This window comes from Streptomyces sp. 2131.1, assembly GCF_900105515.1.
GTDB classification, from domain to species: Bacteria; Actinomycetota; Actinomycetes; order Streptomycetales; family Streptomycetaceae; genus Streptomyces; species Streptomyces drozdowiczii.
The window spans coordinates 2,963,595-2,979,136 of the sequence record NZ_FNSY01000001.1; the positions used below are offsets into that span (position 1 = coordinate 2,963,595).

General features: G+C 73.9%; 13 protein-coding genes. 6 read left to right on the plus strand and 7 right to left on the minus strand.

The genetic code is table 11. The features are described from left to right. Window positions 1–272: 272 nt before the first annotated feature. The 5 genes from BLW14_RS34470 to BLW14_RS13280 all read right to left on the minus strand — a co-directional run bounded on the left by BLW14_RS34470 (window position 273) and on the right by BLW14_RS13280 (window position 4,758). Window positions 273–431: a DUF6760 family protein gene (locus BLW14_RS34470; RefSeq protein WP_018519429.1), complete on the minus strand. Its 159-nt coding sequence runs from the start codon at window positions 429–431 to the stop codon at window positions 273–275. After that, window positions 431–934, minus strand: a complete 504-nt coding sequence (locus BLW14_RS13265) for a hypothetical protein (RefSeq protein ID WP_093707372.1) — start codon at window positions 932–934, stop codon at window positions 431–433. Before BLW14_RS13265 ends, BLW14_RS34470 begins: the two co-directional genes overlap by 1 nt. After that, a complete protein-coding gene (locus BLW14_RS13270; protein ID WP_018101393.1) occupies window positions 931–1,371 on the minus strand; it encodes a phage tail protein in 441 nt (146 codons plus the stop codon). The genes BLW14_RS13265 and BLW14_RS13270 overlap by 4 nt, the downstream gene beginning before the upstream one ends. 68 nt (window positions 1,372–1,439) lie before the next feature. Continuing rightward, the gene (locus BLW14_RS13275) at window positions 1,440–2,966 is read right to left on the minus strand and encodes a phage tail sheath family protein (RefSeq protein WP_093707374.1); all 1,527 of its coding nucleotides are present in this window, start codon (window positions 2,964–2,966) and stop codon (window positions 1,440–1,442) included. A gap of 472 nt (window positions 2,967–3,438) precedes the next feature. Next, window positions 3,439–4,758: a COG1470 family protein gene (locus BLW14_RS13280; RefSeq protein ID WP_093707376.1), complete on the minus strand. Its 1,320-nt coding sequence runs from the start codon at window positions 4,756–4,758 to the stop codon at window positions 3,439–3,441. Between the two features lie 248 nt (window positions 4,759–5,006). Here BLW14_RS13280 and BLW14_RS13285 point away from each other — a divergent pair, with 248 nt between their 5' ends. From BLW14_RS13285 to BLW14_RS13300, 4 genes are all read left to right on the plus strand, one after another. After that, entirely contained in the window at window positions 5,007–5,717 is a 711-nt protein-coding gene (locus BLW14_RS13285; RefSeq protein ID WP_093707378.1) for a helix-turn-helix transcriptional regulator, read from the plus strand. Window positions 5,718–5,898: 181 nt separating this feature from the next. Further along, complete coding sequence (locus BLW14_RS13290) at window positions 5,899–9,039, plus strand: DUF11 domain-containing protein (protein WP_093707380.1); 3,141 nt, start codon at window positions 5,899–5,901, stop codon at window positions 9,037–9,039. Continuing rightward, the gene (locus BLW14_RS13295) at window positions 9,036–9,746 is read left to right on the plus strand and encodes a Pvc16 family protein (RefSeq protein WP_093707382.1); all 711 of its coding nucleotides are present in this window, start codon (window positions 9,036–9,038) and stop codon (window positions 9,744–9,746) included. The genes BLW14_RS13290 and BLW14_RS13295 overlap by 4 nt, the downstream gene beginning before the upstream one ends. 85 nt (window positions 9,747–9,831) lie before the next feature. Next, a complete protein-coding gene (locus tag BLW14_RS13300) occupies window positions 9,832–11,910 on the plus strand; it encodes an ATP-binding protein (RefSeq protein WP_093707384.1) in 2,079 nt (692 codons plus the stop codon). 9 nt (window positions 11,911–11,919) lie between these two features. Here BLW14_RS13300 and BLW14_RS13305 read toward each other — a convergent pair whose 3' ends face one another. Then, a complete protein-coding gene (locus BLW14_RS13305; RefSeq protein ID WP_093707386.1) occupies window positions 11,920–12,702 on the minus strand; it encodes a thioesterase family protein in 783 nt (260 codons plus the stop codon). Window positions 12,703–12,892: 190 nt separating this feature from the next. Between BLW14_RS13305 and BLW14_RS13310 the strand changes: the two genes are divergently transcribed. Beyond that, window positions 12,893–13,321: a hypothetical protein gene (locus BLW14_RS13310; RefSeq protein ID WP_256333040.1), complete on the plus strand. Its 429-nt coding sequence runs from the start codon at window positions 12,893–12,895 to the stop codon at window positions 13,319–13,321. A gap of 67 nt (window positions 13,322–13,388) precedes the next feature. Then, window positions 13,389–14,576, plus strand: a complete 1,188-nt coding sequence (locus BLW14_RS13315; RefSeq protein WP_093707388.1) for a flavin-containing monooxygenase — start codon at window positions 13,389–13,391, stop codon at window positions 14,574–14,576. Between the two features lie 3 nt (window positions 14,577–14,579). Here BLW14_RS13315 and BLW14_RS13320 read toward each other — a convergent pair whose 3' ends face one another. Beyond that, window positions 14,580–15,521 carry a hypothetical protein gene (locus BLW14_RS13320; protein WP_256332758.1) on the minus strand — a complete coding sequence of 314 codons (942 nt, stop codon included), beginning with the start codon at window positions 15,519–15,521 and terminating at the stop codon, window positions 14,580–14,582. Window positions 15,522–15,542: the final 21 nt, after the last annotated feature.

A 15,542-nucleotide genomic window follows, 5' to 3' on the forward strand; every position in this document is an offset into this window, starting at 1 on the left:
GCGCGACCCGGCGCCACCCGCCGTCCCAGTCCGCCCCGGGCCCGGCGGCGGACGCCGCTGCCGCGGCGCCCCCGGGCTCGCGGCCCGCGCCGGAACGCGCGCCACTCGGCGCAGCACCGTCCCCGGCCCCCGGGGTACCGTCGGCACCACGGGGCGAAGGACCGCCCGACGCGTCTCCGGCCCCGGGCGCCGGCGAAGGATCACCCGACGCCTCCCCGCCCCCCGGCCCGCTCGCGGGACCCCGACGGAACCAGCCCCTCAACTCCACGCCCTCACCCGCTCTCGTTGACGCGGGTGTTGATCCGCGCTATCTCCCTCACCCACTCCTGTCGCTCACCGTGGGTGAGGTCGAGGATCTCCTCGCGCTGCCAGTGGAAGTGGTAGGCGATGTACGCGAGCTCCTCCCGCAGCCGGGCAGGCGCGTACGTCACTATTCCCCCAGGCGCTCACCCGACAGGTCCACCTCGAACGAGCCGTGGCACAGCGGGCAGGTCACCGCCGCGTGGGTGTGGCCCTCGCTGTTGATCCGGCGGTAGAAGTCCTGGAGGAACGCCACGTCGGTGGCGTACATCCGCTCCACGACCCCCGCGTGCACGTCGGTGATCGTGCCGAGGCGGGTGATCACCTGGCTGAGGAGCACCACGCTCAGGTACGCGGGGTTCTCCTTGACCCGGAGGTCGATCTGCGGGCGCAATTCGTCCCGGGCGGTGGCCAGCCGCATGGACCCGGTCCGGTGGACCCGGCCCTCGTCGTCGACGTACCCGCGCGGCAGCTCGAACTCGAACTCCGTCCGGAGGCCCCCCGGTTCGGGCCGGGGCGAGGGAGCCGGCGCGGGCGCGGGCTCCGCGGGTGCCTCGCGCCGGGCGGGCGCGGCGGCGGCCAGGTCGTCGAGGACCTGGTCGAGGTCGCCGCCGGATACGGTCCTGCGCCTCATTCGACCACGATCTCCTCGAAGGTGATGGTCACCGTCTCGGTCGCCGCGCTGGACTCGCCGGCCTTCAGCGAGGGGCCCTCCCAGCGGCTGGCCCAGCCCTGCATCAGCTGGATGCGGCGGACGGTGTCACCCTTCGAGTCCTTGATCTCGATGGTGAGGTTCTGCCGGGCGGTGTCGACGGCGCCGTTGTTCAGCGTCTCCTTGATCCACTTGGTGAACTCGCTGCTCTTGTCGAGTCCCCGGGTGATCGTGACCTCGCCGGCCTGCCGCGCGCCGGGCTGCTTGCGGATGATCTGCTTGCCGGTGGAGGTCACCTGCCGTACCTCCACCACCTCCTCCTCGACGGTCAGACCGCTGATCTCCTGGATGGACTCCACGAGATAGCCGCCGAGCTGCACGCCGAAGACGTGGGTGGAAAGAGCGTCGCCCTCTGCCATGACTCTGTGTCACCTGTTCCGTTCGCTGTCTGCTGCCTGCTGGGTCACTGCGCGAGAGGGACCGGCGGTCACTCGTCCACGAGGCTGGTGCTGTCGGAGAACTGCGAGAGGCGGAAGACGACGAACTCCGCCGGCTTCACCGGCGCGACGCCGATCTCGCAGACGACCTGGCCCAGGTCGATGGACTCCTGCGGATTGTTGTCCCGGTCGCACTTGACGTAGAACGCCTCCTCGGCCGTGCGGCCGAAGAGCGCGCCCCGGCGCCACTCCTCGGAGAGGAACGCGGTGACGTTGCGCCGGATGCTCGACCAGAGGCGGTCGTCGTTGGGCTCGAAGACGACCCACTGGGTGCCCAGGAGGATGGACTCCTCCAGGTAGTTGAAGAGGCGGCGGACGTTGAGGTAACGCCAGGCCGGGTCGGAGGAGAGGGTGCGGGCGCCCCAGATCCGGATGCCCCGGCCCGGGAAGGCGCGCACGCAGTTGACGCCGATCGGGTTGAGCAGGTCCTGCTCGCCCCGGCTCAGGCGCAGTTCGAGGTCGAGGGCTCCCCGGATGACCTCGTTGGCGGGGGCCTTGTGCACGCCGCGCTCGCCGTCGCTGCGGGCCCAGACACCGGCGACGTGACCGCTCGGCGGCATCAGGGTCTGCCGGCCGGTGGCCGGGTCGAGGACCTTGAGCCAGGGGTAGTACACGGTCGCGTAGCGCGAGTCGTAGCCGGCGTCGTCGTTGCGCCAGGTGCGGACGCGCTGGGCGTTCATCGCGGGCGGGGTGTCCAGGACGGCGACCCGGTCGCCCATCTGCTCGCAGTGCGCGATGAGGGCGAGCTGCACGGCGCGCACGCCCTCGTCGTCGATGTCGCCGCGCTGGTGGGCGCCCATCAGGTCGGGGACGGCGACCATGGTGATCTCGTCGATCGCCTCCAGGGCCGCGATGCCGGTACGGGCCGACGCGTCGCCGACGTACTCGGTGGCCCCGGTGCGGCCGGTGGCAGCCGCGTCCGGGGCGGCCGGCGCGAGGGTCAGGCTCTGCTTCTCGGGGCGGGTCTGGGCGGCGCCGGGCTGCTCGGTGACCTCGATGAGCTTGGACTGGCGGGCCTGGGTGACCAGGTAGCCCTTGACGTTCTTGCGTACGGAAGTGTCGAAGGTCTCCGCGACCTTGCCGCCCTGCCGGACGAGGAGGCGGAAGCGGTCCTCCGGCGGGTTCTCGCCCTCGGCGTCGGCGACCTCGATGGAGATGCCCTCGCCGGCGCCGGGGCGGGCGGAGACCAGGAAGCCGCCGATGGCCACGGAGGGGGCCGTCGCGGGCGCGGAGTCCCGCGGCGCGTCCTCGGCGGGGCCGCCGATCCGCACGATGTACGCGGCGCCGCCGCCGTTGCTGAAGAACCCGTGGACGGCGAGCGTGAGGTACGTGTCCGGGGTGAACGTGCCGAAGGCCGCCACGTACTGGTCCCAGCTCGTCACCAGCGTCGGCCGGTGGAAGGGGCCGGTCTCGGCGAAGCCGACGAAGGCGGCGACCGCGGTGCCGACACCCTCGATGGGCCGGGCTCCGGACTGCACCTCCTCCACGTATACACCTGGGGTGAGGTACGACGGCATGCTCGCTCCTTCGGCTGGTCAGTCGTTCGACCTCCCAGTCTTGCCAGCCGGTGGGCGGGGGCAGTAGGTCTCAAAGTCCTGGCCGGGGGGCAGGGCGAGTGCCTTTCCGGGCCTGTGCGCCCCGTCACACGGCGCGAGGGATTAATTTCAGCCAGAAGCTACTGAACCGCCCTCGCGGGATCGGCTGAATTTGCCCGGTGGTACACGGGAACCGAATGGCGCACAAACCGATCCGGCGCGCACGGCGTCGAGTGGTCCAGTCCATTCACCGCACACGGAAATGACCGGGAATCACCCGGGAAAGGCGCCCGATTCACCCACTGCCCGCACTCCGCGTAATTACGCGTCCAGCCCTTGCGGGTGTGTCCGGGTGTGTGAAGGGACACACCCGGATGAACACTCGGTGGCGCATCCCCGCAGGTGGGAAACCCGTCTGTTCACATGGTCGGAACAGAAGGACAGGAATCCGGCGCTATCGTTCTTCTCGCGCTGCATCGCTCAGCACACCGCTCACATTGAGCACTTGGTGACACCCGGAAGCCTGCGTACCGGTGGCCGGAGTCCCAGGCTTGGAACAGGTCACGGAAACGGTGACCGCCGCCTTCTCCGGAATCTGAATGGGGGTGACCCAGTGATAGTCCTGGTTCCTGAACGTCTCCAGGGCAATCGTGGTGATCTTCCGCTTGCCGAAGGAGATGGTCAGCAGCCCCTCGTCGCCCTGGAAATTGGCCACGACGATGTCCGTGACACCGAAAGTCTTGCCTTCCGGGACCACATACGTGCCGGTCTTCCGGGCCCCCGCGCCCGTCTGGACGTCGATGGTCTCGGAGCTCTGCTCGGGGTTCGCCCCCGCGCCGCCGGTGCCGCCGGTCGAGCCGGAACCGCCCGAGCCGCCGCCGGAGCCGCTCGCGCCGGCCGACGCGTCCTGACCGCCCTGCCCCTCCGGCTGCCCCTGGCCGCCGTCCGCGGTGCCACCGGATGCCGAACCGCCCTGCCGGGGCTGCCGGTTCTCCTCCTGCGCCGCCTTGGCGCCCGCCTCCTTGGCGGTACTGCGGACGGCCGGGCGCACCAGCGCGAACCAGGCCAGCAGCAGCGCGAGGATCGCCGCCAGCAGGATCAGCAGCCACTTCGGGAACAGCGGGAGCTGGGCGAACTCGCCCTGGAGGGGTTCCGGCCGTCCGGCCCTGGCGTCCTCGACACCGGCACCCTCGGTCTCCGGCTCGGCGACGACCACCTCGAACGGCCAGGCGGCGGGCGCGCCGAACCAGATCAGCTTCCGGGCGCGGACCTTCAGGCCCGCCTCCGCGGACTCGCCGGGCTCCAGCCGGCGGCGTTCCGGCGTGAAGGCGAGGCGCAGTTCCTCCCCCTGCTGCCGGCCACTGAGCACCACGTCCGTGGGAGCGTTCCCGCGGTTCTGCACCGCGGTCCTGAACCTGGCCCCCAGCCAGCCCCTGCGCCGGCCCGGCTCCAGCGTGGCCCGCAGCTCGCGGAACGGCTCGACGACCACCGTCATCTCGGGGACGGCCACCGACTCGGGGTGCTCGGCGGGCAGCACCCGTATCCCCAGGGGCATTTCACCTGCCCGGACCTCGTGCGACCGGGGCGGCGCGAAACGCACCGTGACGGTCTCGGAGGTGCCGGGGTAGAGGGAGACCCGCGCCGGCTCGACCGTGGTCCACGCCGCACAGTCGCCGACCACGTCGAGGGTGTACGCCTCGACGATGTCGCCGTCGTTGCGCACGGTCAGCGTGGTCGTCGCTTCGGCGCCGGGCGACACCGTCACCGTGGGCATGTCGAGTTCGGCAGATGTGGTCACGCTGCGACGTTAGGCCGCGCCGCGTCCCCGGCAGCAGGGGCGCGAGGGCAATGTGCGGGCACCGCGAGTGCCCCGGGGGCACACCGGCGCCGGGTGCCCGCACCGCATACCGGCCCGACCCGGACGACACGCCCCAAGGCCAGGTCGCCCTGCCCGCGCGCCCCGTACGCGTACGGCACCGGACGTAACGGAATTCGGCGGAAGCGGCCCAGAAGGACGAGCACATGACGATGACCACGACAGACATGACGACGACCGGTGCGGACGTCCGCACCCTCCCGCCGCCCGGGAGCGCCACGCCCGCCCGGGCGCTCGGACGGATCTCGGTGGCGGTGTACGCGGAGGACCTGATCCTGCGGACCGGGGTGGTCCAACAGCTGCGCCTGCGCCCCGAGATCGAGCTGATACCCGAGGAGGAGGCGGACAGCGCGCAGGTCTCGCTGGTGGTGGTGGACATGGTGAACGAACCCGCCGTCCAGCTCCTGCACCGCCTCCAGCGCAACACCGCCACCCGCACCGGCCTGGTCGTCGGCTACTTCGAGGCGGGCGCCCTGCAGACCCTCATCGAGTACGGGGTCGCGGCCGTGCTGCGGCGCGGGGAGGCCGACCAGGACCGGCTGGTCCACCTCGTCACGGCGGTCGCGAAGGGCGAGGGGGTCCTTCCCGGGGACCTCCTCGGCAAGCTCATCGACCACGTCAGCAGCCTGCACCGCTCGGTGCTGGACCCGAGGGGGCTCTCGCTGTCCACGCTCACTACGCGTGAGGCGGAGATGATCCGGCTGGTCTCGGAGGGCTACGGCACCGCGGAGATCGCCCAGAAGACCTCGTACTCCGAACGCACCGTCAAGAACGTGCTGCACGAGGTCGCGACACGGCTGAACCTGCGCAACCGGGCACACGCGGTGGGTTACGCGATGCGGCACGGGCTCATCTGACGGGCGCGGGCACCGAGGGGCGGTGCCGGGTGAGGGGGCCTGTGCCCGGCCGCCCCCTCGGCGCCCCGGCCGCAAAGGGCACCCGCTCTTCCCCGTCCCGGGTACTCCCGGCCCTGTTGCGCCGCCCCCAGGGGACCGATGCTCGTGGTGGAGAACCATCGACCAGACTGTGAGGTGGACCGTGGGCGGTCCGAGGGGTCCCCGTCTGCGCCGGCTCGGCGGTGCCGTTCTGCTGCTGACGCCGTTGCTGGTGGCGGGGTCCGTGTCCGGGCCACAGGCGCGGCCCGCGGCGGAGCCGGTGGCCGCGGCGGTGTCGGACACCGGACGCATCGCGTTCGCCGGGACGGGGCACCGCAGTCTGGGCCGGGTCACCTCGGAGACCACCACCGAGGACGTGTTCGGCGGCGGCGTGCCCGCCCACTACGACCAGGACGCCTTCGGGCGCGGCCAGGTGCTCGTCTTCACCAGCCTCCGCGACGAGATACGCCCGCAGGTGTACCTGCGCGGCGCCGACGGCACCGTACGCAAGCTGACCAGCGGCATGGACGCGGCGCACCCCGAACTCTCCGTCGACGGAGGGACGGTGGTCTTCGACTCCCCCGGGAACGGCGGCCGCCGTGACCTGTGGTCGGTGGGCCTCGACGGCTCCCCGGCACGGCAGTTGACGGACACGCCCGCCGAGGAGACCTCCCCGACGCTCTCGCCGGACGGCAAGCGCATCGCGTACGCGAGCGACGGCGGGCCCGAGCCGGGTACGCAGGTCTACGAACGGGCCCTGGACGGCGGCCCGGTGACGTGCCTGAGCGACAGCGCCGAGGGCGACGCGGACGAGCCGGAGTGGAACCCGCTGGGCGACTCGGACCACCGCACCCGCGTCTCGTACACGCTGCACGTCGAGCCGACGTCCGACACGGACACCGGGCACCGGCTGCGGGTCACCGACGGGCCCGGCACCGCCCGGCCCGTGCTCACCGGGCTCGGCAACGACTGGGGCAGCCGCTCGTCGGCCTGGCTGCCCGACGGCGAGGGCCTGCTCTTCCTCAGCCCCAACACGGACTGCGGCTGCTCCGTCTACGACCACGTCTACCGGATCGTGTCCCTCGACGACCCGGCCCCGCACATGGTGCTCACCGAGGACCGCGAGGTGGAGACCCCGGCGGTGCTCGGGCCCCCGGGCTCCTGGACCACCGTCGTCACCCGCCGGACCACGAAGGACGCCGCCCTCGTCACGCTCCAGGACATGCGGCGGGACGGCTCCGACCCGCGCGACCTGAGGCTCGACGTGCTGCGCGAGGACCCCAGGGCGAAGACCAACACCAGCGACGACCCCGCCGACGACCCGCTGTTCCACCCGGCCGACGGCTACGACCCGTGGACCGAGCGGCAGACGTACACGCCCGACGGGCGCCGCATCGCCGTGACCCGGTTCGAGACGATCGACGGGCAGCGGGTGCAGCGGATCTGGCTCGCCGACACCGAGGGGACACGCCCGGAGGCGATGAAGCTGGACGGGCGCGGCCCCCGGGACCGTGACACCGACCCCTCCTTCTCGCCGGACGGCACCCGGCTGGCCTTCACCCGCTCCACGCCCGGCGAGAACGGCACCTGGACGAGCCAGGTGCTCGTCGCCGACGCGTCCTCCGGGCGGATCACCGGCAGGATCGTCCCGCCGGCGGGCGAGGTCGTGGGCGCCGACGCGCAGCCCGCCTGGTCCTCGGACGGCACCACGCTCGCGTTCACCCGCGCCGAGGTGATCCGGGGCCTCGGCGGCATCAAGCACGTGTGGACCGCCCCGGTGGCCGCGCTCACCCAGCAGAACGACCTCAGCGTCACCGGCTGCCCCGGCGAGTGCAAGGTCATCGACGACAGCCCCGCGTTCTCGCCCGACGGCAGGTCCATCGCCTTCAACCGCAAGGACCGGGCCGACCAGATCAACCAGCGCGCCAGTGTCGTCGTCACCTCGCCGAAGGGCGAGAACTGCCGGGTCGTCCTGCCCTCCGGCCGGCGCGACGACCCCACCGCGTGCGGCGCGCGGATCCCGGACGTCGAGGCGACCGGCCCGTACCAGCCGCGTGACGTGGCCTGGTCGCCGGACGCCTCCCGGCTGGTGCTCAGCCACCGCCGGGACCGCGCGCCCAGCTCGCCGGAGCAGCTCTCCCAGCTCGACCTGGCCACCGGCACCCTGACCCCGCTCACCTCGGAACTGCCGGGCCGCCAGAAGGAGCCCGCCTTCCAGCAGCAGGTGGACCTGACCGTCACCGCGCCGCCCACCGCCCCGACCGTGGAGACCGGCTCCTCGGTCTCCGTCACCGTCACGGTGACGAACCACGGCCCGGCGCCCTCGCCCGGCACCACGCTCACCGCCGACCTCCCGCCGGGCGTCCGCCTGGAGGACATGACCACCCCCGAGGGCCCGTGCGCCGCCGGGTCGCCGGCATGCGACCTCGGCCTGCTGGCGCCCGGCGCCGAGGTGCCGGTCACCGTGCGGCTGACCGGTGTCACGGACGGGCCCTGGCAGCTCGGCTGGTCGGTCACCGGGGCCGTCGTCGACCCCAACCCCACGGACAACGCCACCGGCACGTCCGTACAGGTCCGCACCACGCCCGCACAGCCCACCCCGACACCCACACCCACCCCGACACCCGCACCGCCCCCGGCCCCGCAGCCGCCCGCGCCCGAGGCCGGTCCCGGCGTCGTCGTCCGCGCGCAGCCGAGCCCCGGCTATGTCGGCGGCCGGGTCGTGGTCACGTACACCGTCCGCAACGGGAAGAACGCCCTGGCCACCGGCCTGCGGCTGCGGCTCGGGCTGCCCGCCCGCATCCCCGTGGCCACGCTCCCGCCCGGCTGCACCGGCGGGGTGTGCGCGGTCTCCGACCTGGCGCCGGGCGCCTCATCGGTCCTGCGCGTCGTTCTCGCCCCCGACCGCGCGCTGCGGACCACGATCACCGGCACGCTGACGACCACCGGCACCGACGCGGACAGGGGCGACAACGTCTCCCGCATCCCGCTGCGCATCCTCCAGCCCCGGATCATCTCGGTGCCGGAGATCGGCAAGCCCGGCTTCGTCACCTCGGTGCGCGGCAAGGACTTCCCGCCCGGCGCGCCGGTGAAGCTCACCTGGCACCCCGGGATCACGGCCGCCGCCGCGCCCACCCTGCCGGGCCGTGACGGCACGTTCACCGCCCAGCTGCTGATCATGGTGAAGGACCGGACCGGACCGCGCACCATCACCGCCTCCGGGCCCGGCTTCTCGCCGGTGAGGACCGACTTCCTGGTGGTGACGGGCAACCTGGTGCCGCCGGACGAGATGGGACGCCGGTGATCCACGAAGTCGACGAGGGCCTGCGGCTGTTGCTGGTCGACGCGGGCCTGGAGGACAGCGGCGTCGAGCTGGTCTTCGACGCCCCGACGAAGGACTGGTCGGCCCGCCGCAACGCGCCCACGGTGAGCGTCTTCCTGTACGGCATCCGCGAGGACGCGACGCGCCGCCGCAGCGGCACGGCCGAGGAGTACGACGCCGAGGGCGTGGTCACCGGCCGCCGGACGCCGCCGCGCTGGTTCGAGCTGACGTACCTGGTCACCGCGTGGACCAACCGTCCGCAGGACGAACACCGCCTGCTCTCCGAGGTGTTGCGCTGCCTGATCCGCACGCGCGCGCTGCCCGCCCGCATGCTCACGGGCAGCCTCGCCGGCCTCGGCCTGACGGTAGAGATGGAGGCGGCCTCGGCGGGCACCGGCGACCGCCCGTCCACGGTGGACGTGTGGTCCGCGCTGGGCGGCGAGCTGAAGGCCGCGATCGACGTACGCGTCTGGGCCCCGCTCTCCGGCGAGGTGGAGCCGGCCGGGCCGCCGGTCACGGAGGGCCTTCTCGTACGGACCTCGCCCGCCGTGGACGGCGGGGCGACGGAGCCGGGGCGGCGGCTGCGGTACGAGGACGGCGCGACGGACCCGGCGGGCGAGGGCTTCGCGGCGGAACGGGAACGGCAGCTGCCGCCGGGGCGGCGCAGGCGCGGGGGCGGGGTGCGATGACGGCCGTACGCGCGCACCGGAGCATGGCGGGCCGCCTCCGGAACGCCCCGACCGCCCCCGGGCGCCCGCGCGGGGGTGCGCCCCGGTGACCACCGCACAGCAGCTGCCGGACACCGCCCTCGCCGACCTGTGGGAGCGGCTCGGGCACATCGAGCACCGGGTACGGCTGGCCGTCGCGCTGCGGCGCGAGGACGACCCGGAGCCGGACGACCCGTTCCGGGGGCAGTACCTCACGCCCGCCGCCGCCGAACGGGTCCTGGACTCGCGCGACGCGTTCCACCCGGTACCGGACCTCGGCCCCGACGCCCCGCCCGAGCGCGGCAGGCTCGCGGAGCTGGCCGCGCGGTTCGGGCTGGCCTCGCCCGACCTCGACCTCCTGCTCGTCGCCATGGCGCCGGACATCGACGCCCGGTTCGAGCGGCTGTACGGGTATCTCAACGACGACCTGACCCGGCGCCGCGCCACGATCGGCCTCGCGCTCGAACTGTGCGGCCTGCCCGGCGCGGGCCCCGGCCGGTTCCGGTTCTCGCCGTCCGCGCCGCTCGTCGCCTCCGGTCTGGTGGAGGTGCTGGAGCCCGAACGCCCCCTGCTCTCCCGGATCCTGCGCGTCCCGGACCGGATCACCGCGCATCTGCTCGGCGACGACGAGGTGGACGCGCGGGTGCACGGCCTGGTCCGGGTGGCCGGGCGGCGGGAGGAGCCGGACACCGGCCAGGTCACCCTGCGCATCGCGGCGGCGGCCGGCACCGGCAGCGGTCTCGTGCACCTGCTGGACCGGGGCGGCGACCCGGCCCGCCTCGCCACTGCCGCGCTCGCCTCGGCCGGGCTGCGCCCGCTCGTCGTGGAACCTGCGGCCCTGGCGGCGGCGCCCGAACCGGAGCGCGCCGTCCGCATCCTGGCGACCGAGGCCCGGCTGAGCGGCGGCGGTCTCGTCCTCGGCCCGCTGGAGACCCTGACCCCGGAGCAGCCCAAGGGCGCCGCCCTGCTCGGGGCGCTGTGCGCGGCGGTCGGCGGCGGCTCGCCCCTGATCCTGTACGGCAGGAAGCACTGGGACCCGCTGTGGGCCGCCGAGAGCCCGGTGACGGTCCGGGTGCGCCCGCCGGACCCGGCCGACGCGGTACGGCGGTGGCGCGGCGCGCTCGCCGATGCGGGGGCGTCCGACGCGCCGGAGGCCGACGACCGCCTCGCGGAAGCCACCCGGGCCTACCGGCTGGACTCCGGGCAGATCCGTCGGGCCGCCTCCGTGGCCTCCCGGCTGGCCGCCCTGGAGGGCCGCCCGGTGGCGCCGGATGACCTGCGGACCGCCGTCCGCGCGCAGAACGGCGCCGGGCTCGCCCGGCTCGCCCGCCGCATCGAGCCCGCGGTCGGCTGGGACGACCTCGTGCTGCCCCCGGCGACCCGCCGCCAGCTCTCCGACCTGGCTCTGCGCGCCCGCCACCGGGACCAGGTGCTCGGCCGGTGGGGGATGCGGCCGGGCGGCGGCCGGGGGCGGGGCATCGTCGCGCTGTTCGCCGGGGAGTCCGGGACCGGCAAGACCATGTCGGCGGAGGTGGTCGCGGCGGACCTGGGCATGGAGCTGTACGTCGTCGACCTGTCGTCCGTGGTCGACAAGTACGTCGGCGAGACCGAGAAGAACCTGGAGCGGATCTTCGTGGAGGCGTCGGACGTGAACGCGGTGCTGCTGTTCGACGAGGCGGACGCCGTCTTCGGGAAGCGTTCCCAGGTCAAGGACGCGCAGGACCGGCACGCCAACGTGGAGTCGGCCTACCTGCTCCAGCGCGTCGAGTCCTTCGACGGCATCGCCGTGCTCACGACCAACCTGCGGGCCAACCTGGACGAGGCGTTCACCCGCCGGCTCGACGTGGTCGCCGACTTCCCCGTACCGGACGCCGAACAGCGCCTGGCCCTCTGGGAACGCTGCCTGGGTACGGAGATCCCCCGCGCCCCGGGCCTGGACCTGGCTACGTGCGCGGAGCGCTTCGAGCTGACGGGCGGCTCGATCCGGGCCTGCGCGGTCACCGCCGCTTACCAGGCGGCGGAGACGGGCCGCCCGCTGGACACGGAACAGCTGGTCGCGGCGGTCCTGGCGGAGTACCGGAAGCTCGGACGCCTTGTGCTGGAGAGCGAGTTCGGCCCCTGGATGGAGCGCACCCGGCGGCGCTGACAGGAACGGCTAGAGGGGTCGTACGGTGAGGATCTGCTCGGCGCGGCCCACGGGCCCGTCGACGTCGTGCAGGACCGTGCTGGTGAGGCCCTGCCCGGTGGGACCGAAGACCACCGTCGTGTCGAGCCCGGTCCAGCGGCCCTCGGGCTGCCGGTGCAGATGGATCGTCAGGTCCACGTTGGGGAACATCCACTCGGTCGGCTGCTCGCGTACGGCGATGCCGTTGGCGGTGTCGACGAGCGCCACGTACGAGGCCAGCGGCCCGGCGGTCTCGCCCGCGACCAGGTCGAGCGGCGTGGAGATCCAGGCGGTCGTGCGGCCCGGCAGCGGCGGGGCGAGCGGACGGACGTCCAGGGACGCGATGTAGCCGCCGGGCCAGAGGTCGGCCATCGGCCAGGGCGCGAGCGCCTCCGGCGGGGTCAGCCGGTCGTCCTCGCCGTCCGCGACCTCGGTGGTGTCCACGGGGGCGAGCGACCAGGCCCTGGCCCGTACGGCGGGACGGCCCGCGATGAGCGCCACGGCCTCCACCAGCTCGATGGTGCGGCCGGGGCGGACCGTCTGGACGCGGATCTCGCACTCGTCCAGGGCGAGGCGGCCGAGGATGTCGAAGCTCACCCGTGACAGCAGCAGCCGCTCACCGGGCCGGTCCGCGAGATGGCCCTCGATGGCGTGCACGAGGAGGCCGCCGAGCGGGCTGAAGTGCACCTCGTCCGTGCTCCACGCACCGCTCGCGTGCGCGGTCGGCTTGTAGTGGTGTGCGTCGATGCGCTCGTAGTAGCTGCCGGTACTCAACGGATGCTTCCCTCACGGCCGTACGGTTCGGGCACCCCCAGCGTGCCACCGGGGCCGGGGCGTCCGGCGACCGGGGGCCCGCACGTCAGCGCCGCCGCTCCTCCGCCGCGTCCAGCGCCGGGCCGAGCGCGGCGAGCGCGTCCCGGAGCAGCGAGGGCAGCGAGCCCGCCGGGACGACCAGCCGAGCCTCATGAACCGCGGTCTCCTGGAGGGCGGCAGCGCCGAGGAGCGGGTGGGCCTGCTGCTGGCCGACCCCGTCGGCCGGCGGGAACGGCTCGCCGCGGTGGGCGTCCGCCTCAACCCCTTCCTCCGCGAGGCGGTGGCCGCGGTCCGGGCCCGGTTCGGCGGCAGGGTCACGTACGCGGCCGTCCAGTTCGAGGGCGTGGACTGGGATCTGTTCGACGTCATGACCTTCGAGCTCATCCGGTCCGCCGAGGTGGCCGACGTCTTCCGGGAGGGCGTACGCGCCCTGACGGCCGGGGACAAGCCGGTCGCCGTCACTGTACGAGGACCGGGACGGCACCACGTACCCGGGCCTGCCCTGGGAGCCGAAGGCCGCGTTCGGCGCGGTGGCCGCCCACTACCGCGCCTGACGCGGTCCGCCGCTCCGGGAGCGTGATCGATTCGCAATCGATTCCGGTCTTGACCGAGACCCATCAAGGAGTCACGCGATTACGCTCCGAAGCATGTCCGACAGCGCACCTACCGCCGGTAGCTCCCCGGCCCCCACCGACCTCACCGAGGACCGCCCCGTCTACGTCATCGGCGGCGGCCCCGGCGGACTGGCCGCCGCGGCCGCCCTGCGCGCGCGGGGCGTCCGGGCCGTCGTGCTGGAGAGGACCGGGAGCGTCGGCGCGTCCTGGCGGGGCCACTACGACCGGCTGCACCTGCACACCACCCGCCGCTGGTCCGCGCTGCCGGGGCTGCCGATGCCCAGGAAGTTCGGCCGCTGGGTGGCCCGCGACAACGTGGTGCGCTACCTGGAGAAGTACGCCGAGCACCACGAGCTGGAAGTGATCACGGGCGTCGAGGTCTCCCGTATCGACCGGGCGGCGGACGGCAGCGGCTGGCGGCTGAGCGCGAGCGGGGGCCGTGAGCTGACCGGCCGCGCCATCGTCGTCGCCACCGGCTTCAACCACACCCCTCACCTGCCCGACTGGCCCGGCCGCGAGACGTTCACCGGCCGGCTCCTGCACGCCTCGGAGTACCGCTCCCCCGCCCCGTACACCGGCAAGGACGTCCTGGTCGTCGGCGTCGGCAACACGGGCGCGGAGATCGCCGTCGACCTCGTGGAGGGCGGGGCGTCGCGCGTACGGCTCGCGGTGCGCACCGTCCCGCACATCGTGCGCCGCTCCACGGCGGGCTGGCCCGCGCAGGCCACCGGCATCCTGGTCCGCCGGCTGCCCGTGGCCCTGGTGGACCGGGCCGGCCGCCTGATGGCCCGCGCGGCCGTCCCCGACCTCTCCGAACACGGGCTGCCCCGCCCCGACACGGGCCTGTACTCCCGGGTCAAGGAGGGCGCGATCCCGGTCCAGGACGTCGGCCTGATCGACGCGGTGAAGAGCGGCCGGGTCGTCCCGGTGGCGGCCGTCGAGTCGTTCGACGAGGACGCGGTGGTCCTCGCGGACGGCACCCGGGTCACCCCGGACACGGTGATCGCCGCGACCGGCTACCGCCGCGCCCTGGAACCGCTGGTCGGCCACCTCGGGGTCCTGGACGGCCGGGGCCGCCCGGTGGTCCACGGCGCCCGCACCCCCAAGCAGGCCCCCGGCCTCTACTTCACCGGTTTCACCAACCCCATCAGCGGCATGCTCCGCGAACTGGCCCGCGACGCGGAGAAGATCGCGAAGCGGGTTTCCCGCAAGGGGCGTTGAGGGTCAGCGGGTGAGGGTGTACCAGTGCGGGTCGTCGGCGTCGCCGTACTGCGCGTTCAGCTTCAGGCCCTCGGACGTACCGCCGATCCGCCAGCCGTCGAGCTCCCCGAGCTCGCAGTCCGCCAGCTCCAGGCTTACCCGCTGGTCCCAGGTGGACGTGGAGTCGTCCCACTCGTAGGACCACGTGCCCGTGCCGGTGCAGCGGTACTTGGCGCGGGCCACGTCGGCGTCGTCCTGGTAGGCGGCCTCGTGGTCCTTCAGGTTCTCGGCGCGGGCCGTGCCGTCGGGCGAAAGGCGCAGGGTGCCGCCGTGCCCGTCGTTCCAGGTGCCCGCGAGCCCTGCCGCGTCCGCCTGCGGCGGGGTGTACTCGGTGACCAGGCCGGCCGCGAACACCCCCGCCCCCACGACGAGTACGGCCACCATCGCCATGGCGCCGTACCCGAGGGTCCGCAGCAGCCGGGGGCCGTGCAGCGCGGAGTCCCGGGCGATCAGGGCGGCCCCGGTCAGCAGCGCGGCACCCGTCAGCCAGGTGACGGCCAACGGGCCGGCCGCGGGGCGCCATATCCCGGCGACGGCGGTGACGACGAGCGCCGCCGGGGCCGCGACGGCCGGCACCCACCACCAGACGTCCCGCCCGGTCAGGCGCCCACTCAGCCGGCGGGCCGCCCACACCAGCGGCAGGACGACCGCGAGGCTGCCCCACAGCACGGCCGGGACGCCGTAGCAGGCCATGAACGGCACGACGAGCACGGCTCCGCCGGGCCCGTCGGCCGGGGCGGGCGACTCGACGGCCGTGCCCACCAGGCCGTATACCTCCAGGGCGAGCACCGTCCCCATGAACAGCGCGCCCGCCCCCGCGACGATCGACCGCCCCGACCACACGGGCGGCGGACCGTCGGACGACTCCGCCCGTTCCCGTACCCGCCACGCGGTGCTCCTCGCCATAAGGACCCCCTCCCGCGTGCA